Genomic DNA, 17261 nt, shown 5'->3' on the forward strand with positions numbered 1-17261 from the left:
TTATTTATATCTAAATTATTCATTATACAAATATACAGATAGCCCCTAGAATGGACTCCGTTGTCAAAACATTAGCAGTTTGATTAAACCAACTTATTCAACAAGAGGAGCACTATGTCTATTATCAACACCACCGTAGCACCATTTAAAACCGAAGCTTTCCACAACGGTAAGTTTGTCACTATTACTGATGAATCTCTCAAAGGTAAGTGGTCAGTTTTGATTTTCATGCCAGCAGCATTCACATTCAACTGCCCAACAGAAATTGAAGATGCGGCTAATAACTATGCTGAATTCCAAAAATTAGGCGCTGAAGTGTATATCGTTACAACAGATACTCATTTCTCACACAAAGTGTGGCACGAAACTTCCCCAGCAGTTGGTAAAGCCAAGTTCCCCTTGGTTGGTGACCCAACTCACACACTGACCAATGCATTTGGCGTACACATTCCTGAAGCAGGCTTGGCATTGCGCGGCACATTCGTTATCAATCCAGAAGGCGTGATCAAGACTGCTGAAATTCATTCCAATGAAATCGCACGTGATGTCTCTGAAACATTGCGCAAGCTCAAAGCTGCTCAATACACAGCAGCTCACCCAGGCGAAGTTTGCCCAGCGAAATGGAAAGAAGGCGCAGCGACTTTGACTCCATCTTTGGACCTCGTAGGCAAGATCTAAATAGATCTCACCCTATAACCAATCAGACTCTCTCCGGAGAGTCTATTGGAGAGGATCAGATCCTGCCCAATAGACTCACTGAAATTGAAATAAAGGATGCACCATGTTAGATGACAATATCAAAACCCAATTAAAAGCATACTTCGAAAAAATCGTTGCTCCAATTACGCTCACAGCCAGCTTAGATGAAAGCCCTGCGGCCGTCCAGATGCTAGAACTTTTAAATGAAGTGGCTGAGCAATCAGACAAAATTACTGTCAAGACGGATGGTAAAGCGGCAAACGTGCCTAGCTTTACTGTCAGTAAGACTGGTGAAGACGCACGCATTACTTTTGCGGGCATCCCAATGGGTCATGAAATGACCTCGTTTATCTTGGCAATTTTGCAAGCCAGTGGCTACCCGCCTAAAGTCGAAGAGGACATCATTGCGCGTGTACGCAAGCTAGATGGAAAGTTCCGCTTCCAGACTTTTATTTCTTTGTCATGCCATAACTGCCCTGACGTGGTTCAGGCCTTGAACTTAATGTCAGCCCTCAATCCTCATGTTGAGCATGAAATGATTGATGGCGCCATCTATCAGAATTTGGTAGATCAATACCAAATCATGGCTGTCCCCACTGTTATCCTCAATGGCGAAGTATTTGGTCAAGGGCGTATGGGCGTAGAAGAGATTATTGCCAAACTCGATACTGGCAGTGCCGAAGAGGATGCAGCCAAACTCAATGCTAAGGATAATTTTGATGTACTAGTCATCGGTGGCGGCCCAGCTGGTGCTGCTGCTGCAATCTATGCGGCGCGTAAGGGCATTCGCACTGGCATTCTTGCCGAACGATTTGGCGGTCAAGTCATGGATACCTTGGGTATTGAGAACTTTATCTCTGTATCTCATACCGAGGGACCAAAGCTCGTGCAAGCATTAGAGCAGCACGTGAAAGACTATGAAGTGGACATCATGAACTTACAACGTGCCAGCGCTTTGCGTAAGACAGGCGATGGCATTGAAGTAGAGATCGCTAATGGCGCGGTATTGAAAAGCAAATCTGTCATCATCAGCACCGGTGCACGTTGGAGAGAAATGAATGTTCCAGGCGAACAAGAATATCGCAACAAAGGTGTCGCCTACTGCCCACATTGTGATGGCCCTCTGTTCAAAGGTAAGCGTGTAGCAGTGATTGGCGGTGGCAACTCGGGTGTTGAAGCCGCGATTGACTTAGCTGGTGTTGTTAGTCACGTTACCCTGATTGAGTTTGATAACCAATTGCGGGCTGATGCCGTGTTGCAAAAGAAATTATTTAGCCTGCCTAACGTCTCCGTCATTAAAAGCGCTTTGACAAAAGAAGTGTTGGGTGATGGCAGCAAGGTGAATGGCCTGCGTTATCAGGATCGCATTAGCAATGCTGAGCAAACTCTTGCGCTGGAAGGCATCTTTGTTCAAATCGGCTTGTTGCCAAATAGTGAATGGCTCAAAGGCACTTTAGATCTTTCGCCTCGTGGTGAGATCATCGTGGATGCAAAAGGAGAAACATCAGTGCCTGGCGTATTTGCTGCGGGAGATTGCACTACCGTTCCTTATAAGCAAATCATTATCGCCATGGGTGAAGGTGCCAAAGCGTCACTGGGAGCCTTTGACTATCTGATTCGGCACTCCGTTAGTGAAGAGGTACCCAGCAAAATTGCTGCCTAGGTAAATGTAAGGTTCTGAGTCGACCCGAGCTCAGCAAATAAAAACCCCAGAGCAATTTCTGGGGTTTTGTCTTTCCGGGTGATGAAAAACTTAATTTAGCTTACGAGGCATTCCAAAACGGGGTGCATCTTTATATACAGGAGTTGTGCTCACTGGGCCCATACCCATGATTTGGATCTCTGTAGCCCCCTTCATAGCACCATCAAAATGCACTACACCTGCAGGATGAAACATCATGCTACCGGCTGGCAAGCCAACCGTAGTCGCTGGATCCCAACTAGCATCAGTGCCTGCATACCAAGTTCCCTTGATGACTGTAACGAAACGATCTTCAGAATGAGAATGGGGTGAACTCATAATGCCCTCAGGAAAGATATTACGAACGACATACATTCCAGGCTTACTAGGATCACCGAATAACACTGCAGTCTTCACGCCTGCAGGCAAATCGCCCCACATCACTTGATCGGGTTTGACAATCACAAAATTCTTAGCAGCGGCTTGTGCGGAGACATGCAGAGATGCAAAGCTCAGAACCGCCATAGCGAAGATTTGTATTGCTAAAGAAAGTCTTTTCATCTATATCTCCAAAATAATTTTTATGTGATGTGAATTACGAGGATTAATCTAGCATGGGCTTATACAGAAGGCTCTAAGGGATTACGCCTAACGTTTATAAAAACTCAGCGTGACTTCGCCTAGATTGATACCAAACTTGCTCATTTGGGCTTTATTGATCATGACTTTTGGTGTTACGAGATACATCCAGTCATCAAACTGAACATGGTAAATGGTGCCATCAACTGGCAAAGCTAAGGTGTATGCCCAGTTGAGAGCATTCCCAGCAGATGAGCCATTGGCCTCACCTACTACGTCATCTGCCTTACCAGTATATTTTCCAGGAGCAACTTCGGTTAGCTTCCAAATGCGTTTCTGCTTTGTGCCATCAGAGTATTCAAAGCTTTCATCTAGAGTACCCACTTTCTTACCATCGACGACCTGCCAGTTGGCCTGAATCAATACCGTAAAACGTTTAACCACTACTCCACTGCGATCGGTGAAGATGCCATACGCATCAATAGTGCCTGAGAAATACTCACTCAAATCCAATACGGGCTTTTCATTAGCGTATTGAGATACTTTTGGGCCAGCGCAACCCAGCAAGAAGCTGGCACAAAGGATAGCTACACTGAATTTGCTAAAGAATGATTTCATTATGGACAAGCCTCTTGGAAAAGGGGTGGTGGGCAATTCTGCCCAAGTAGTTGCTCACGTAGTTTAGGGGCACTCGTTTTAGGATCTAACCAAATACCAAAAAAAGCTTTAGAAAAATCCGCTCCCGGAATCTGCGCAAGGGGTTTTCCTTCGAAATAAAAAGTAGTTCCCTGGTTAGGTGCGTAAATTGCAGTGAGATTTTGACCTGACTCCACGTTTGGCATAAAGGTGGCCAATTGTTTTTCCCAAGCCTGTGCCTGTGTATCTGGTACACCAAGCTTTTTCATCTCATCCGCTGATCTCTTAGCGATTGCCACACCAGTGAATGATTTTTGATACCGCAAGTCCAGTGCAAATGCCGAAGCATTAGTACTTGCACCTCGATAAAAATTGGCATCATAAATATGAAAGCCCCACCAAGTTAATTTGCCGCTGCCCTGAAGTTTGGCAGGATTCAAGGCTTCATTAATATAGGTCAACTCTCGGGCATTACTATTGGCACTGAATAAACAGGCAAGAGCACACAGTTGGATGAATAGGGTTTGGACTTTCATAAGGCGCCTGATACATTCTTACTTTTAGATGTGGCATTGACTAGTCGCAATGCACCTGGACCTAATATTCGTGAAATCGCATGGCGATGCTTAGCAAAAAATTGATAACCTAGGCGCAAGGGTGGCTGCACGATCTTTCTGGAAAACAACCAGGCCAGAAAAGGAAGATTAGCTCTGCGATATGCCTCTGGAAAAACAACCGCGCCACTAATTAATGAGCCGTCAGCATATTGACCATACATAGCAGCTAGTGCTTGTTCACATGACACGCCGAGGGCTGATGGGTCATAGCGATCTGAATTGATGTCGACAAAGCCAAGTAAACCAGCTTGGTTACGCCCATTAAGAAACAATATCTCCGCCTGACACAAAGGGCACGCGCCATCATAAAACAGAGTGAGTTTTTGTAAATCATGAGCCATGAAGCAAGTGTAAGACTTATTGACTAAACTAGCTTACAGCACAGTCGTCATTAAAACCCCTTTTGAAAATACTCCCTAACCCCTTTCGCGCTCTGGTCATTGGTTCATCTGGCACGATTGGGTCAGCTTTTGTAGAGCTCCTCAAAAATAACCCCTCATGCTCAGGGGTTGTGGGTATTCACCGTCATTCAGAGCATCCGCTTGATTATCAAAATCCGGCATCTATCGAAGCTTCCGCTAATGCGCTAGTAGCAGCAGGACCCTTTCAACTGATCATCAATACCATTGGTGTATTGCACAGCAAAGACTGGATGCCGGAGAAAAAAATAGATGACCTCAATGCCGAACAATTCATTGAGCTCTTCAAAATCAATACAATTGGTCCCGCCTTAAGCATTCGATATTTCTCCAAACTATTGGATCCAAAAAATTCTATTCTGATTACCTTATCTGCCAAGGTTGGTAGCATTGAAGATAATCGTCTCGGTGGCTGGTATAGCTATCGAGCCTCTAAAGCAGCCTTGAATATGCTGATTAAAACGGCGTCCATTGAGCTTGCTCGCACCAAACCCAATGCTGCACTCATTGCTATGCATCCAGGCACTGTCAATTCCAGCCTTTCAAAGCCTTTTCGGGGTGAGCAAATTGGGAGACCCGCAGAAGATGCGGTGTCCGATATGTTTACAGTGATGCAAAATCTTGAAAAAGAGGATTCTGGCAGTTTTATTTCTTATTCAGGTGAAAAGCTACCTTGGTAAAAGTCAAAGGTGATCAGGCTCGGCTACATTTGACTACTATGCCTGAGTACTGCACCTGACTACTACACCTGACTTTTAGTTCCCTTTTTTCTACAGGCATCAGAGCAGTATTTCACTGAATCCCAATTTTTTACCCATGACTTTCTCCAGGTCATTTCCTTTTTGCAAACAACACAGATCTTGCTTGGCAAATAGCTCTTATTTCCTTTAAAGGAAGTGCTCATAACAAACCCTAGAGATCATTCAAGTGATTTAACAACTGCTTTGCGTGCTTTGTAATCGAGCTCTGATCTTCATCGCTGATTCTTTTCAGATTTGCTGTCATTAAACGCGTTCGTGGGCTTGCCTCAAACTGATCGCGATGCTTGATTAAGAAATTCCAGTACAGGGTCGTGACTGGGCAAGCATTATCTCCAAAGCGAACATCTGGCTTGTATTGACAGGAGCCGCAGTAATTGCTCATGCGTTTGATGTAGGCTCCACTAGCAATATAAGGCTTACTCGTAAAGCGTCCACCGTTAGCAAACAAGGCCATGCCAGCGGTGTTCGGTAACTCTACCCATTCAATAGCATCAACATAAATTGCCAAATACCAGTCACAGACTTGTGAGGGTAGGATCTCAGCCAACAGAGCAAAGTTACCGGTCACCATCAGGCGCTGAATATGATGAGCATATCCATACCTCAAAGTCTGACCAATGGCATCTTTCATGCAGGCCATATTGGTTTGGCCGGACCAATACCACTTAGGCAAAGACCTCTGATGCTGGTAATAATTATCCTGAGCCATCTTTGGCATATCCAAGTAATACATCCCTCGAACAAATTCTCTCCACCCCAAAATTTGGCGAATAAAGCCCTCGACTGTAGATAAATCTAGGGAGTACTTTTTCCAAGCATTAATAACAGCAGAAATGACCTCGCGGGGATTAAGGAGCTTGAGATTCAGGGAGCTCGAGAGCATAGAATGCCAACCATATGGCGTATCAATCCACATAGCATCCTGGAAGACACCAAAGTTTCGCAAACGGTAATCTACAAAATAATTCAGCGCTTCTAGAGCTTGCTCTCGAGTTACCGGCCAACGAAATGCCTCTAGTGAGCCAGGATGCTTTGGGTAGGTTTTCTTGACGAATGCAATCACCTCTTGAGTGATGGTGTCTGGCTCAAACAGAATGGGTTCCTCAATGATGCCGGGCCCTTTTTTGGGATAGGGCTTACGATTGTCTTGATCAAAGTTCCATTGACCGCCTTCTGGATTACCATCAGCATCCACCAGAATTTGATGGGTCTTCCGCATCAAGCGATAAAAGTACTCGAGCCTCAATTCTTTTTTACCAGCCGCCCAATCATTAAACTCTTGATGGGAGCAGAAGAAATGCTCATCCTCACGCATCTCCAATTGCAATCCAAGCTCATTGGCTAATGCCTCAATCTCCTGCTTTAAGCGCCATTCGCCTGGCTCGACGCAAATGAGATGGGTAATTTTCTCTTGCTGTATTTTCTCTTTTAAGGCATCAACAATAGATAAAGGGGTGCTTTTGATGTAGCTGATTGGGTAATGCAAGCTTTTCAAAGTCTGGGCAAAGTGCCGCATAGCCGATAGAAATAAAGCAATTTTGGCCTGATGCGACCAAACATATTGAGCCTCATGCATAGACTCCACCATGAATACCTCATCGGTTTCATGATGAAAGTTGTGAAGTGCTGCACTCTTTAAATCCAGCTGATCCCCCAGAATCAAGACCAGCCTTTTAGGGGATGTCATTTATTTTTATATTGGGTTGGGCAATAAGCACGGTCCACTAGCTTGCTTCGCAGAGCGACATGTTTCGTAGATCGACCTGTCACGCGCTTACGCCATAGCTCAAATGAAGCTCTCTTGAGCTCGTGTCGCATTAATTGAATCACTTGAGATTCAGAGAGGCCAAATGACTGCTCAATCGCATCAAACGGAGTACGGTCCTCCCAAGCCATCTCAATGAGACGAGATATATCAGGAGCAGAGAGTGTTTTTGGAGAGAATCTTGCCACCGTGCAAGTTTAAGACTTATTTAATAAACTGGCATGACCCCACCAAACCCAAATACTCATGCTTGGAAAAATTCGTCAGAAACTCATTTCTTTGGAGCCCAAGCCACTCCAAAAGGTACTGGAAACTGTCTGCCCTATTTGTGACCGCCCTATCCCGGAATCACAAAAAGATGCTCATCATCTAGTACCCAAATCGAAGGGCGGCAAGACTACGGAATATCTGCATCGCATTTGTCATCGGCAGATTCATGCTTTATTTACTGAAACTGAGCTAGCCATGCAATTCAATACTGCTAGTAATCTACAAGAGCATCCTGAAATGCAGCGATTTATTCGTTGGGTCAAATCCAAGCCCAACCACTTTTATGAGAAAACTCGCAAAAGCGCGCGTATTAAAACCTCATAAGAAAGGCTTCAACTAAATTAGCTCTCTTTCATCACCATAGATGATTGAATAGCGGCAATATTAGCGGCACCCATCTGCTGCATGGTTGATTTAAATTCAGTTTGCAAAATTTCCATGACACGCTCTACGCCGGGTTGTCCAAAAGCACCCAAACCCCAGAGATAAGGACGACCCACACAAACTGCATTCGCTCCTAATGCCATTGCTTTAAATACATCGCTACCTCGACGTACACCACTATCAAATAGAATGGGTACCTTACCTTTTGCCACTTTGACAACTTCAGGCAAACACTCAATCGAACCGCGCCCACCATCTTCACTTCTGCCGCCATGGTTTGATACATGAATTCCATCAACGCCATATTTGAGGCAAAGTTGCGCATCCTCTTCAGTCAAAATTCCCTTGATGATGATTTTCATTTTGGTGGTGTCGCGCACCTGCTTAATAAATTCCCAAGTCATATTAGAAGAGGTCATCCTGACGCCAGTCATATCAATACCATCATAGTTTGGTCTTTCTTGCGCACTGCCAAAGCCATGCACATGGCAGCCTGCACAATTTCGCGGATCCAATTTCTTAAGACGGGCAAAAGTTTCTTGATTTCTTCCGCCATTACGATCAACAGTAATTTCTAAAACAGGTGCCCCAGCTTTTTCAACCCGTCGAATAACTTGCTTAGCGACTGCAGGGCTAGAAGTTGCATATAACTGAAACCAAACTTCACCTTGACGAGCAGCGATGACGTCTTCAATTGTGGAGGCTCCAGCATTTGACAGGATATTTAAGAAACCACCCGCTCTCGCTGCTCTCGCAACGGCTATCTCTCCCTCTGGGTCATATGCCTTATTGCCACCAGTTGGGGCAATAATGATGGGAGAGTTCCACTTAGTTCCAAAAAGCGTAATAGAGGTGTCAATTTGACTCACATCGCGTAAACGACGAGGACGTAATTGGTACTTTAGAAATGAAGTGCGATTTGCTCTTAATGTCACCTCATCATCAATGCCAGATGCCATGTAAGCAAAGTGTGCTGGAGGCACTTTCGTAAATGCTACTGGTTCAAAATCAAAAACATTGATTGCTTCCTTTGGATTGGATATCAGATCCAAAGGAGTATTTGGCGCCCAAATCATGGGGTCTGGTCGCTTCGTGAAATTTCTGATTAACTCTCTAGGATCTTTTGCTTCTTGAGCAAACAAATCTTGATTAGCGCTAAGGGCAAACAAGGGGCTGGCTGCAAGCCATGTTAAGAGCTGTCTACGTTGTTCATTTCGGTCCTTGCGATTGCTCATGTCTCCTCCATCCTATTTTTTGAGCTACAGGTATTTCAACCACTGTATTACATTACCTCAAAGCCTCTAATACTGCTTTTGCCATAGATGCAGTATTTCCTTTGCCATTGATATCCCCGGTTCTAGCATTTGGATTAGCAAGCGCTACTGTAGTTGCCTCTGACATCGATCTTGCCATCGCTACAGCCTCTTTGATATTCCGGCTATAGCCAAGCCAATCAAACATCATGCGAGTTGATTCAATCATGGAGTATGGATTGGCAATGCCTTTGCCTGCGATATCCGGAGCTGATCCATGAGTAGCCTGCGCCATCACCACATCACCATCACCGATACATAAACCTGGGGCCATTCCCAAACCGCCAACCAGACCTGCAGCTTCGTCTGACAAAATATCGCCAAACATATTCGTAGTCACAATCACATCAAAGTTTTGGGGGTCACGCACTAAGCGCATTGCCATAGTGTCAACAATCACATCATCAACGAGAACATCTGGATATTTTGGTGCTAGTTTTTTACACTCCTCAACAAACATACCGCAACCTAGTTTAAAGACTGTATCTTTATGGACGTAGGTCAAATGCTTCTTGCGTTGACGCGCTAATTCATAGGCTGCTTGGGCAACGCGACTGCTACCAGTTCTGGTAATCACGCGCATAGACAGAGTCATTTCATCGCTTGGACGAAACTCTGCATTACCTACCAACATATTGCGATCTGGCTGAAAGCCCTCGTTGTTTTCACGAACAATAATTAAATCAATATCATCACGAAGACACCCAATATCTGGGTAAGAACGTGTTGGTCTCACGTTTGCAAACAAGTTAAATTGCTTACGCAAAATTGGGTGGGGATTGATGGCGTTAGCCTGCTTTGGATAAGCACGATGCCCAATCGGACCCAAGATCCATCCATCCAGAGTATGGAGAGTTTCTAAAGTTTCAGGTGGCAGAGTATGGCCATGAGTATCGAGCGCGCGACGCCCAATGGGTAAAGGCACCCACTCGATATTCACTTGATGCAGTTTTGCAGCTGCTTTGGCGACCTCTACTGCAATCGGCACAATCTCATGACCAATGTCATCGCCTTCTAAAATTCCAACTCTTAATTTCTTCGACATGACCTACTCTTCCAATTGAATATTGCGAGCTTTTGCCAAGGCAGTCCATCGCTTAGTTTCATTTTTAATAAATTGACCGAATTGTTCAGGAGACATCGGCATAGGCTCAACTGCTTCAATCAATAACTTCTCCCGCATCTCCGGTAACTTCAGTGTAGCAATTTGCGTTTCATTTAAACGCTTCACAATATCCGATGGAATTCCAGCAGGGCCTACCGTGCCATACCATTGCATTGCGTCAAAACCCTTAAAACTGAGCTCTTCCATAGTGGGGACGTCTTTTAAGACTGAGCTGCGTTTTGATCCCGTAACCGCTAATGCACGGACCCTGCCTGTTTGTATATATTGCAAAGCCGCAGCTAGGCCTGGGAACATAGTCTGCGTTTGACCGCCTAATAGATCGTTAATCGCTGGGGCAATGCCACGATATGGGATATGCAGAATGTAAAGACCAGTTTCCTGCTTAAACAATTCCATGGTCATATGTGTCAAAGATCCCTGACCAGCAGTACCGTAACTTAACTTCCCTGGGTTCTTGCGCGCATAGTCGATAAATTCTTTCATGTTCTTGACTGGAACCTGACTATTCACAATCAAGACGTTTGGGGTCGCACCAATCATCCCAATCGGCGTGAAATCCTTAATAGGGTCATAAGGAACTTTTCTTGTCGCAGGATTTGTACCATGAGTGGCCACATAACCCTGCATCAAGGTATATCCATCAGGCGGCGCTCTCATGGTGGCCTGAGAGGCAATGACTCCACCCCCACCACTTTGATTCTCCACTACAAAAGTTTGTCCCAAAACTCGCCCCCAGCGCTCAGTAACGACCCGTGCAATCATATCGTTACCACCACCTGCCGCAACAGGAACGATATAACGAATGGGTTTTGAGGGGTATGCCTGTGCCCTCACAGAAAATGGCAGAGACAGAGCTAGCGAAAAACCTAAAAAATTGCGGCGCTTCATATGTGCACTCGTATCTTGATAGAAAATTAGGATAACTGAATTTAGGGCTTGCTGTATATTTAAGTCATCCATTAAGTAAAAAAATATGAGCAAAAATATTCTCATTGTTGGAGAGTACGGCAAGATCTTCCTTGACCCACTCAGCGCAGTACTTGGAGATCAGTGGGCAATACAACATTGGACTATTGAACAGCCCAAAGCAGAGCTATTTGACTTAGCATCTAAAGCCAGCATTCTGGTAGTAACAGCAGAGCTGACCTATTCAAAAGATAAGCAACTGATTGAAGATCTCATTAGGGCTGGCAAGCAATTACAGTTAATTCAGGTACCATTTTCTGGAATGGAATGGCTTCATCCAGATTGGCTACCAGCGGGCTGCAAGGTCTGCAACACCAACCAACACTCTGAGCCAATCGCTGAATATGTCATGCTCGGCATCTTAGAGTTTGCTGTCAATATGCGCTTAATGGATCGCGAGCTACGTCAAGGTCGCTGGACTTACGGCGGATCAATTGTGCGAGGTAAGAAGCATAGTGAAATTCAGCATAAAACCATTGGTTTTATAGGCTACGGCCACATCGCAAAGCGTGTTACTGAATTAGCCACTCCTTTTGGCATGAAGTTTCTGGCCATTAGTCGTAACCCTAAGCAAGACTCAAGACTGGCATGGTGGAAAGACAGTTCACATCTTGATGAATTACTTTCTGAGAGTGACTATATCCTCATCACCTCGCCTCTTAGTGACAGCACGAGAGACCTGATTAATGAACGTACGCTAAAAAAGATGAAGCCAACAGGTGTCATCATTAATGTGGCTAGAGGTCCTATTATTAATGAAGAGGCTATTTATCAAGCCCTGAAGCATCGTCAGATTGGTGGTGCTCTTCTTGATGTTTGGTATCAATATGCCAGCACTGAAAACTTAGAGATGCAGCCATCGGCCTTTCCGTTTCATGAACTCGACAATGTCATCATGACGCCACACACTGCCAGCTGGACGGATGATCTCGATGCGAGACGTATCGAATCGGTCACGCAGAATATTCAAAACTTCATCAATCAAAAACCACTAGTAGAGGTTGTGTTCTAGCGGTTTTGAGCTTACTGAGGTACTGGATTAATTTTTGTAGCCAGGATCTAGTTTTTCAACAATACGTAACATGGCAGGCCATTCCATTTCACCAAAAGGCCTTCTGACGTTTGGCTGATAGAGATGATGCGTCTTCTCTATCACCTCTTTTGAGGGCATGGTGAGCTTCACTCCTGAAGAGAGTGCATCCACCTGAGCTTTGCAGGCCATCTCCAACCAATATAAGGTATTAAATGCTTGCGCTACGCTAGGCCCTACTGCTAGCAAACCATGATTCCGCAAGATCATGGCGGTTTGATCACCCAAGTCCGCCACCAAACGGGTTTGCTCATCAAGATCTATCGCAACACTTTCGTAGTCGTGATAACTAATACCATGAAAGCGCATGGATGTTTGCGTAATTGGTAAAAGGCCACACTCCATAGCAGAGACTGCCATACCAGCCCGTGTATGCGTGTGAATGACACAGCTGACATTTTCTCTTGCACGGTGCACCGCACTATGAATTACATATCCTGCTTGATTAATACCAAAATCAGGATTGGGGTTATAAATTACTTCGCCATCTAAATTAATCGTGACTAAATTAGAAGCGGTAACTTCGTTGTACATCAATCCATAAGGATTAATCAAAATATGATCATCTTTACTATCTGGAATTCTGGCAGTGATGTGGTTATAAATCAGATCACTCATTCCAAAATGAGCAACCAGTCTGTAACAAGCGGCTAAATCAACGCGTGCCTGGCGTTCTGCAGCTGAGACAACATAATTACTCTTAGTCATTACTTCATTGCTCCATTGGTTTGATATTGAAATCACGGATCAGCTTACCGGTATTTTCATTATCATTTTTTATGAATAGAGCAAACTCACCCGAGTTAGTTGACATCCGCACCTCAGCGCCACTCTTAGCTAACTTGGCACGAGTTTCAGGCTCTTGCAAGATTGCATTGATTTCATTGAGTAAGGTTTTTTGAATCGCAGGGGGCAAGCCTAGCGGACCAAAGAGGCCGAGCCAAGCACCAATTTCAAAGCCCGGAAAGCCCTGCTCTACTACTGTCGGTATTTCCGGAGCAAGTTCTGTCCTCTTCAGAGTCGCTACAGCAAGAGGCTTTAACTTACCAGCCCTCACCATTGCAATGCTAGAAGAAAGCGTATCAAAGGTCACAGGTAATTGCCCACCAATCACATCTGCTTGCGCTTGGCTACTTCCTTTATAAGGAATCTGAGTCATTTCAACGCCAGCTCGTTTAGCTAAAACTGACATCACTAAATTACTAGTTGCGCCATTACCAGTTGAGCCATAACTCACTGGAGTTGAACTCTTTTGCGCATTTGCCAAAAATTGCTGCAAGGTATTGGCAGGATCATTGGGGTTGACCACCATCAGATACGGCAACCATACCAACATGCCAATCGGCGTGAAATCAGTCAGCGGGTTATAAGTCAGATTCTTATAGATATGCGGATTAATTGACATGGGTGCAGATGCACTCACCAACAGGGTGTAGCCGTCTGGTTTCGCTTTCGCTGCAATGCCCGCACCAATACTGCCAGCAACACCTACTTTGTTATCTACTAAAAACTGCTGACCCATACGCTGAGAGAGTCGATCAGCCATGATGCGAGTCACAGTGTCTGTCCCTGTGCCCGGCGGAAAGCCAATGATGATCGTGACGGGTCTATCAGGATAGGCAGCTAAGGCTACTATGGCATTGCTAGCTAAAAAGACAAGTCCAAAAAACTTTATTAAGCAATTCAATTTCACGATGCCCCCAAATAGTTTCTATATTGATATTTATTTTTCTGGCTTAAATGTACTATCCAAAAACTCCTGGACACCAGTAAACATCAACATGCGATTCTTTTCCATAATGATGGTGTGAGTACCTTCGCTGATTTGCAACATGATTTTGTATGGTGCATTTTCTAGCTTAGTAAAGTACTCATACATCATGTAGCTTGGTAGGTCTGCATCCCACTCTGCGTGAACCAGCATGACTGGCACACGAATATCTTTAGGCTCATAAACCGGTATACCTGCTGTCCAGAACTCACGTGCATCCTGAACGGTACCATTGGGTGCACGCAGTTTTTTAGGACTCTGTGTTTTTCCCCAAGGATCGGTTTCAAAGGTGGCTGCAGCCCACTTCTCAAACCAGCCATCTGGAATCAATGTGGCTTTGGCACTCTCTGGCACACCAGTCAACCAACGATTCTTGGCATCGGCAACCGAAGCGACACGATATGCGCCTAAAGGACCGCCTTTGTCTGTTAATGGCGCACCGCCTTGACGTAACCATTGCGGTGCATACAGCACTAACTTGTTAACCTTTTGATTATTTTCAGCTGTGTACTTACCCATGATGGTGGTACCCCATGACCATCCAAGTAAATTCAACTTATTAATGTTGCGCTTCTTCAAGATGTAATCTACGGCACTAGACACATCACCGACGGCAACATTGGTACGGACTATCGGTGGATTTTGCTCAGCAGGTTGATCCATCTCTGGTGGACGGGTCGATTTGCCATAGCCACGCAAATCAACTAGCCAAACGTCATACCCCCTAGCAGCGATGTATTCCATCCATGATGTGCCACCTAAAGATAAGTCAAACGCTGTCTCTGCGGGATAAGTTGAGCCATGTACATAAAGCAATGTTTTTTCAGGGGAAAACTTTTTCATTCCCGCTAAATGCTTATTGCGGACATACAGAGAAATACCAGGGGTATCACTCTGAATCATGTATTCATTCATCTCGATTTTGCCAGCAGCAAAAGCCTGAGAAAAACCCAAAAAAGCGAGTAGACCAAGGAATAACTGTTTACTTGATTTCATTACGTCTCCTGATACTTTTTATTGATATGTTTTATACGATGCCATGACCCTCGGCTTCTGACAAGCAGGGCTTTCACCATATTTTGACTATACCTTAGCTCAGGATAGTGGACTCAGAGTCCATGAGCACCACCTATACCGACAAGTGAGTGCAACGTAGTAGATATTTGGTGGAGTAGATTGGCAATAAAAAACCCGCCGAAGCGGGTTCTTGCTTAGGGAAACATCGTAATTAGTTAACTTACCTGTTACTCAGCAAGGATGATTTGATTATTCAGCGCTTATTTTCGCCGAACGTACAACTACACCCCATTTTTTAATTTCTGATTTTAGAAACCGGTCGGCATCGTCTGGTGAATTGCCAATCACCTCCGATCCGCCATCGATCAAGCGCTGACGAACCTCCGGCGTATTTAAGATTTTTACAATCTCGATATTTAATTTATTAACAATATCTTTGGGCGTCCCTGGCGGGGCAACAATCCCAAACCACGCAACAGCCTCAAACCCTTTTACCCCAGCCTCAGACAGGGTTGGAACATCTGGTAACTGTGGGTGGCGCTTGGATGTAGTAACAGCAATAGGAATCAATTTTCCACTTTTAAAATGCGGCATCAGTGCGACTAAATTATCAAACATAGCCTGAATTTGTCCACCCATAAGATCTAGATGCGCTGGTCCAGAGCCCTTGTAGGGCACGTGAACCATATTAATGCCGGCATCTAACTTCAACTTCTCAGCAGTGACGTGATGAGAGGTGCCCATACCTAGTGACCCAAAGTTTATTTTTCCTGGATTAGCTTTTGCATACTCAATAAACTCTCGGGCATTTTTTGCAGGAAAGTCTGGGTTTACTGCCAGGGCTAGAGCGGAGTTTGTAAAAACGGTAATTGAAGTAAAGGCTGCCGTGTCATACTTCAAATTTGGATATGCACTAGCGCCAATTGGTAATGCTGCTGTAGAGATCAGGAGGGTATAACCATCGGGAGCGGCCTTAGCTACATAATCATTAGCGATAGTACTTCCAGCCCCAGCACGATTTTCAACTAGGAATGGCTGCCCCATAGCAAGCGTTAATTTATCAGCAACACTTCGAGCTACCGTATCCGAAGCGGATCCAGGAGCAAATGGAACAATCATCTTTACGGGTCTGGATGGATATACATCCGCAAAAGATGAATGTGAATAAATGAAAGTAATTACAAGAAGTGTCTTCAATATAGTTGACATAGAGATTACACTTTTCATGATTCAGCAGTCGCAGTCATTAATTCTCGCTCCAGAGTTGTCGTTCTTCTTAAATCTCTTCGAATGGATAAATCATAGCGAGTACCGCGGTGAAGAGTAGCCCTGTTATCCCAAATTACATAATCTCCAGGACGCCAGTCATGCGCATAGACATACTTCGCTTGAGTTGCATGCTCAATCAATTCCGCTACCAATAATCTACCTTCAGGAACAGACATACCACTCACCTCGGATATATGAACACTAGGAAAGAGAACTTTTCTACCAGAACCAGGATGAGTACAAACCAAGGGGCGCTCAACTGGTGGAAATTTAGAAAGTTGCTCTGGTGTGTAATCCTTATCACCCAAGAGAATTCGTGAATGAAAAGCAGAATGCCATCCCGTTCTTTTTTCTACATGTCGTTTGGTTGATTCGGGCAAATCATCCCAAGCAGCCCTGAGGTCTGCCCACTGCGTTTGCCCTCCCTCATCAGGAACGACTACGGCTGATAGCATTGAATATTTCACTGGCAGGTCTTGAAATGAACTATCGCTATGCCATAGCTGGTTTGCAAGAACGCCAATGAGTTTTTTATTATCTTTATCAGCAACAGAACCATCCATTGCAACATTGCCGATATCAATGAGCTGATCATACTTAAAGCGCGTTGGCGCTCCAGTAGCCTTGCGCAGTCCTGAGTCAAGAGGCCCAAACTGGATCGAGAAATCAATCTGCTCATCTTGTGTTAGCGGTTGATCTCTAAAAACCAATACTGCATATTGATTCATACCATCATCAATAGCTTTGATAGTTTGCTCATCCAAAGGGCGTCTCAAATCTATTCCACTGACCACACCAACAAAATTTGGATTTGTAGGATTTTGGGGATTTATCACCAGGCTCATTTTGTCTCCATTTTTACCGCTTCACGAGTAAAGAATAGTTAATTATTAACTTC

The 17261-nt window shown here is 44.6% G+C and carries 20 protein-coding genes; 5 read left to right on the top strand and 15 right to left on the bottom strand.

Going from position 1 to position 17261, the window contains the following annotated elements; genetic code table 11:
• Window positions 1-114 precede the first annotated feature (114 nt).
• Window positions 115-678 (top strand): alkyl hydroperoxide reductase subunit C, encoded by a 564-nt coding sequence (gene ahpC / locus ICN21_RS04815; protein WP_215295565.1) that lies wholly within the window; start codon window positions 115-117, stop codon window positions 676-678.
• A 103-nt stretch (window positions 679-781) separates the two neighbouring features.
• Window positions 782-2362: an alkyl hydroperoxide reductase subunit F gene (gene ahpF / locus ICN21_RS04820; protein WP_216177057.1), complete on the top strand. Its 1581-nt coding sequence runs from the start codon at window positions 782-784 to the stop codon at window positions 2360-2362.
• A gap of 90 nt (window positions 2363-2452) precedes the next feature.
• Here the strand turns inward: ahpF and ICN21_RS04825 are convergent, their stop codons facing one another.
• The 4 genes from ICN21_RS04825 to ICN21_RS04840 all read right to left on the bottom strand — a co-directional run bounded on the left by ICN21_RS04825 (window position 2453) and on the right by ICN21_RS04840 (window position 4553).
• Window positions 2453-2941, bottom strand: a complete 489-nt coding sequence (locus ICN21_RS04825; RefSeq protein ID WP_215318659.1) for a cupin domain-containing protein — start codon at window positions 2939-2941, stop codon at window positions 2453-2455.
• An 87-nt stretch (window positions 2942-3028) separates the two neighbouring features.
• Window positions 3029-3577: a DUF3833 domain-containing protein gene (locus ICN21_RS04830; RefSeq protein WP_215318661.1), complete on the bottom strand. Its 549-nt coding sequence runs from the start codon at window positions 3575-3577 to the stop codon at window positions 3029-3031.
• Window positions 3577-4131 (bottom strand): chalcone isomerase family protein, encoded by a 555-nt coding sequence (locus ICN21_RS04835; RefSeq protein ID WP_216177059.1) that lies wholly within the window; start codon window positions 4129-4131, stop codon window positions 3577-3579. Before ICN21_RS04835 ends, ICN21_RS04830 begins: the two co-directional genes overlap by 1 nt.
• Complete coding sequence (locus tag ICN21_RS04840) at window positions 4128-4553, bottom strand: thiol-disulfide oxidoreductase DCC family protein (RefSeq protein ID WP_215318665.1); 426 nt, start codon at window positions 4551-4553, stop codon at window positions 4128-4130. The genes ICN21_RS04835 and ICN21_RS04840 overlap by 4 nt, the downstream gene beginning before the upstream one ends.
• Window positions 4554-4615: 62 nt before the next feature.
• Here ICN21_RS04840 and ICN21_RS04845 point away from each other — a divergent pair, with 62 nt between their 5' ends.
• Window positions 4616-5311, top strand: coding sequence for an SDR family NAD(P)-dependent oxidoreductase (locus tag ICN21_RS04845; protein ID WP_216177061.1), 696 nt, complete (start codon window positions 4616-4618; stop codon window positions 5309-5311).
• A 62-nt stretch (window positions 5312-5373) separates the two neighbouring features.
• Here ICN21_RS04845 and ICN21_RS04850 read toward each other — a convergent pair whose 3' ends face one another.
• The 3 genes from ICN21_RS04850 to ICN21_RS04860 are packed head-to-tail and all read right to left on the bottom strand — an operon-like array spanning window position 5374 to window position 7345.
• Complete coding sequence (locus ICN21_RS04850; RefSeq protein ID WP_216177063.1) at window positions 5374-5535, bottom strand: DUF2256 domain-containing protein; 162 nt, start codon at window positions 5533-5535, stop codon at window positions 5374-5376.
• Window positions 5536-5543: 8 nt separating this feature from the next.
• On the bottom strand, window positions 5544-7079 hold the full coding sequence (locus ICN21_RS04855) for a cryptochrome/photolyase family protein (RefSeq protein ID WP_216177065.1): 1536 nt from the start codon (window positions 7077-7079) through the stop codon (window positions 5544-5546).
• Entirely contained in the window at window positions 7076-7345 is a 270-nt protein-coding gene (locus tag ICN21_RS04860) for a TIGR03643 family protein (protein ID WP_216177067.1), read from the bottom strand. The genes ICN21_RS04855 and ICN21_RS04860 overlap by 4 nt, the downstream gene beginning before the upstream one ends.
• Before the next feature lie 58 nt (window positions 7346-7403).
• Here ICN21_RS04860 and ICN21_RS04865 point away from each other — a divergent pair, with 58 nt between their 5' ends.
• Window positions 7404-7751 carry an HNH endonuclease gene (locus tag ICN21_RS04865; RefSeq protein ID WP_216177069.1) on the top strand — a complete coding sequence of 116 codons (348 nt, stop codon included), beginning with the start codon at window positions 7404-7406 and terminating at the stop codon, window positions 7749-7751.
• A gap of 17 nt (window positions 7752-7768) precedes the next feature.
• Here ICN21_RS04865 and ICN21_RS04870 read toward each other — a convergent pair whose 3' ends face one another.
• The 3 genes from ICN21_RS04870 to ICN21_RS04880 are packed head-to-tail and all read right to left on the bottom strand — an operon-like array spanning window position 7769 to window position 11138.
• Window positions 7769-9046: an alpha-hydroxy acid oxidase gene (locus ICN21_RS04870; RefSeq protein ID WP_216177071.1), complete on the bottom strand. Its 1278-nt coding sequence runs from the start codon at window positions 9044-9046 to the stop codon at window positions 7769-7771.
• 52 nt (window positions 9047-9098) lie between these two features.
• On the bottom strand, window positions 9099-10169 hold the full coding sequence (locus ICN21_RS04875; protein ID WP_216177073.1) for an isocitrate/isopropylmalate dehydrogenase family protein: 1071 nt from the start codon (window positions 10167-10169) through the stop codon (window positions 9099-9101).
• A 3-nt stretch (window positions 10170-10172) separates the two neighbouring features.
• Complete coding sequence (locus ICN21_RS04880) at window positions 10173-11138, bottom strand: tripartite tricarboxylate transporter substrate binding protein (protein ID WP_216177075.1); 966 nt, start codon at window positions 11136-11138, stop codon at window positions 10173-10175.
• Between the two features lie 85 nt (window positions 11139-11223).
• On the opposite strand from ICN21_RS04880, the gene ICN21_RS04885 reads away from it, so the two are divergent.
• On the top strand, window positions 11224-12228 hold the full coding sequence (locus tag ICN21_RS04885; RefSeq protein WP_216177077.1) for a 2-hydroxyacid dehydrogenase: 1005 nt from the start codon (window positions 11224-11226) through the stop codon (window positions 12226-12228).
• 27 nt (window positions 12229-12255) lie between these two features.
• Here ICN21_RS04885 and ICN21_RS04890 read toward each other — a convergent pair whose 3' ends face one another.
• The 5 genes from ICN21_RS04890 to ICN21_RS04910 form a co-directional block, all read right to left on the bottom strand.
• On the bottom strand, window positions 12256-13014 hold the full coding sequence (locus ICN21_RS04890; protein ID WP_215295579.1) for a class II aldolase/adducin family protein: 759 nt from the start codon (window positions 13012-13014) through the stop codon (window positions 12256-12258).
• A 4-nt stretch (window positions 13015-13018) separates the two neighbouring features.
• Window positions 13019-13999, bottom strand: coding sequence for a tripartite tricarboxylate transporter substrate binding protein (locus tag ICN21_RS04895; protein ID WP_215318684.1), 981 nt, complete (start codon window positions 13997-13999; stop codon window positions 13019-13021).
• Between the two features lie 30 nt (window positions 14000-14029).
• Entirely contained in the window at window positions 14030-15073 is a 1044-nt protein-coding gene (locus ICN21_RS04900) for an alpha/beta hydrolase (RefSeq protein WP_216177079.1), read from the bottom strand.
• A 270-nt stretch (window positions 15074-15343) separates the two neighbouring features.
• Window positions 15344-16303, bottom strand: a complete 960-nt coding sequence (locus ICN21_RS04905) for a tripartite tricarboxylate transporter substrate binding protein (protein WP_215295587.1) — start codon at window positions 16301-16303, stop codon at window positions 15344-15346.
• A gap of 14 nt (window positions 16304-16317) precedes the next feature.
• Window positions 16318-17208: a TauD/TfdA family dioxygenase gene (locus ICN21_RS04910; RefSeq protein ID WP_215295588.1), complete on the bottom strand. Its 891-nt coding sequence runs from the start codon at window positions 17206-17208 to the stop codon at window positions 16318-16320.
• Window positions 17209-17261: the final 53 nt, after the last annotated feature.

This window comes from Polynucleobacter sp. AP-Feld-500C-C5, assembly GCF_018882265.1.
GTDB lineage: Bacteria > Pseudomonadota > Gammaproteobacteria > Burkholderiales > Burkholderiaceae > Polynucleobacter.

Bases quoted from the DNA above. Each gene is read 5' to 3' on its own strand.
- ahpC (WP_215295565.1), top strand. From the start codon at position 115: ATGTCTATTATCAACACCACCGTAGCACCATTTAAAACCGAAGCTTTC.
- ahpF (WP_216177057.1), top strand. From the start codon at position 782: ATGTTAGATGACAATATCAAAACCCAATTAAAAGCATACTTCGAAAAA.
- ICN21_RS04825 (WP_215318659.1), bottom strand. From the start codon at position 2,941: ATGAAAAGACTTTCTTTAGCAATACAAATCTTCGCTATGGCGGTTCTG.
- ICN21_RS04830 (WP_215318661.1), bottom strand. From the start codon at position 3,577: ATGAAATCATTCTTTAGCAAATTCAGTGTAGCTATCCTTTGTGCCAGC.
- ICN21_RS04835 (WP_216177059.1), bottom strand. From the start codon at position 4,131: ATGAAAGTCCAAACCCTATTCATCCAACTGTGTGCTCTTGCCTGTTTA.
- ICN21_RS04840 (WP_215318665.1), bottom strand. From the start codon at position 4,553: ATGGCTCATGATTTACAAAAACTCACTCTGTTTTATGATGGCGCGTGC.
- ICN21_RS04850 (WP_216177063.1), bottom strand. From the start codon at position 5,535: ATGAGCACTTCCTTTAAAGGAAATAAGAGCTATTTGCCAAGCAAGATC.
- ICN21_RS04855 (WP_216177065.1), bottom strand. From the start codon at position 7,079: ATGACATCCCCTAAAAGGCTGGTCTTGATTCTGGGGGATCAGCTGGAT.
- ICN21_RS04865 (WP_216177069.1), top strand. From the start codon at position 7,404: ATGCTTGGAAAAATTCGTCAGAAACTCATTTCTTTGGAGCCCAAGCCA.
- ICN21_RS04870 (WP_216177071.1), bottom strand. From the start codon at position 9,046: ATGAGCAATCGCAAGGACCGAAATGAACAACGTAGACAGCTCTTAACA.
- ICN21_RS04875 (WP_216177073.1), bottom strand. From the start codon at position 10,169: ATGTCGAAGAAATTAAGAGTTGGAATTTTAGAAGGCGATGACATTGGT.
- ICN21_RS04880 (WP_216177075.1), bottom strand. From the start codon at position 11,138: ATGAAGCGCCGCAATTTTTTAGGTTTTTCGCTAGCTCTGTCTCTGCCA.
- ICN21_RS04885 (WP_216177077.1), top strand. From the start codon at position 11,224: ATGAGCAAAAATATTCTCATTGTTGGAGAGTACGGCAAGATCTTCCTT.
- ICN21_RS04890 (WP_215295579.1), bottom strand. From the start codon at position 13,014: ATGACTAAGAGTAATTATGTTGTCTCAGCTGCAGAACGCCAGGCACGC.
- ICN21_RS04900 (WP_216177079.1), bottom strand. From the start codon at position 15,073: ATGAAATCAAGTAAACAGTTATTCCTTGGTCTACTCGCTTTTTTGGGT.
- ICN21_RS04905 (WP_215295587.1), bottom strand. From the start codon at position 16,303: ATGTCAACTATATTGAAGACACTTCTTGTAATTACTTTCATTTATTCA.
- ICN21_RS04910 (WP_215295588.1), bottom strand. From the start codon at position 17,208: ATGAGCCTGGTGATAAATCCCCAAAATCCTACAAATCCAAATTTTGTT.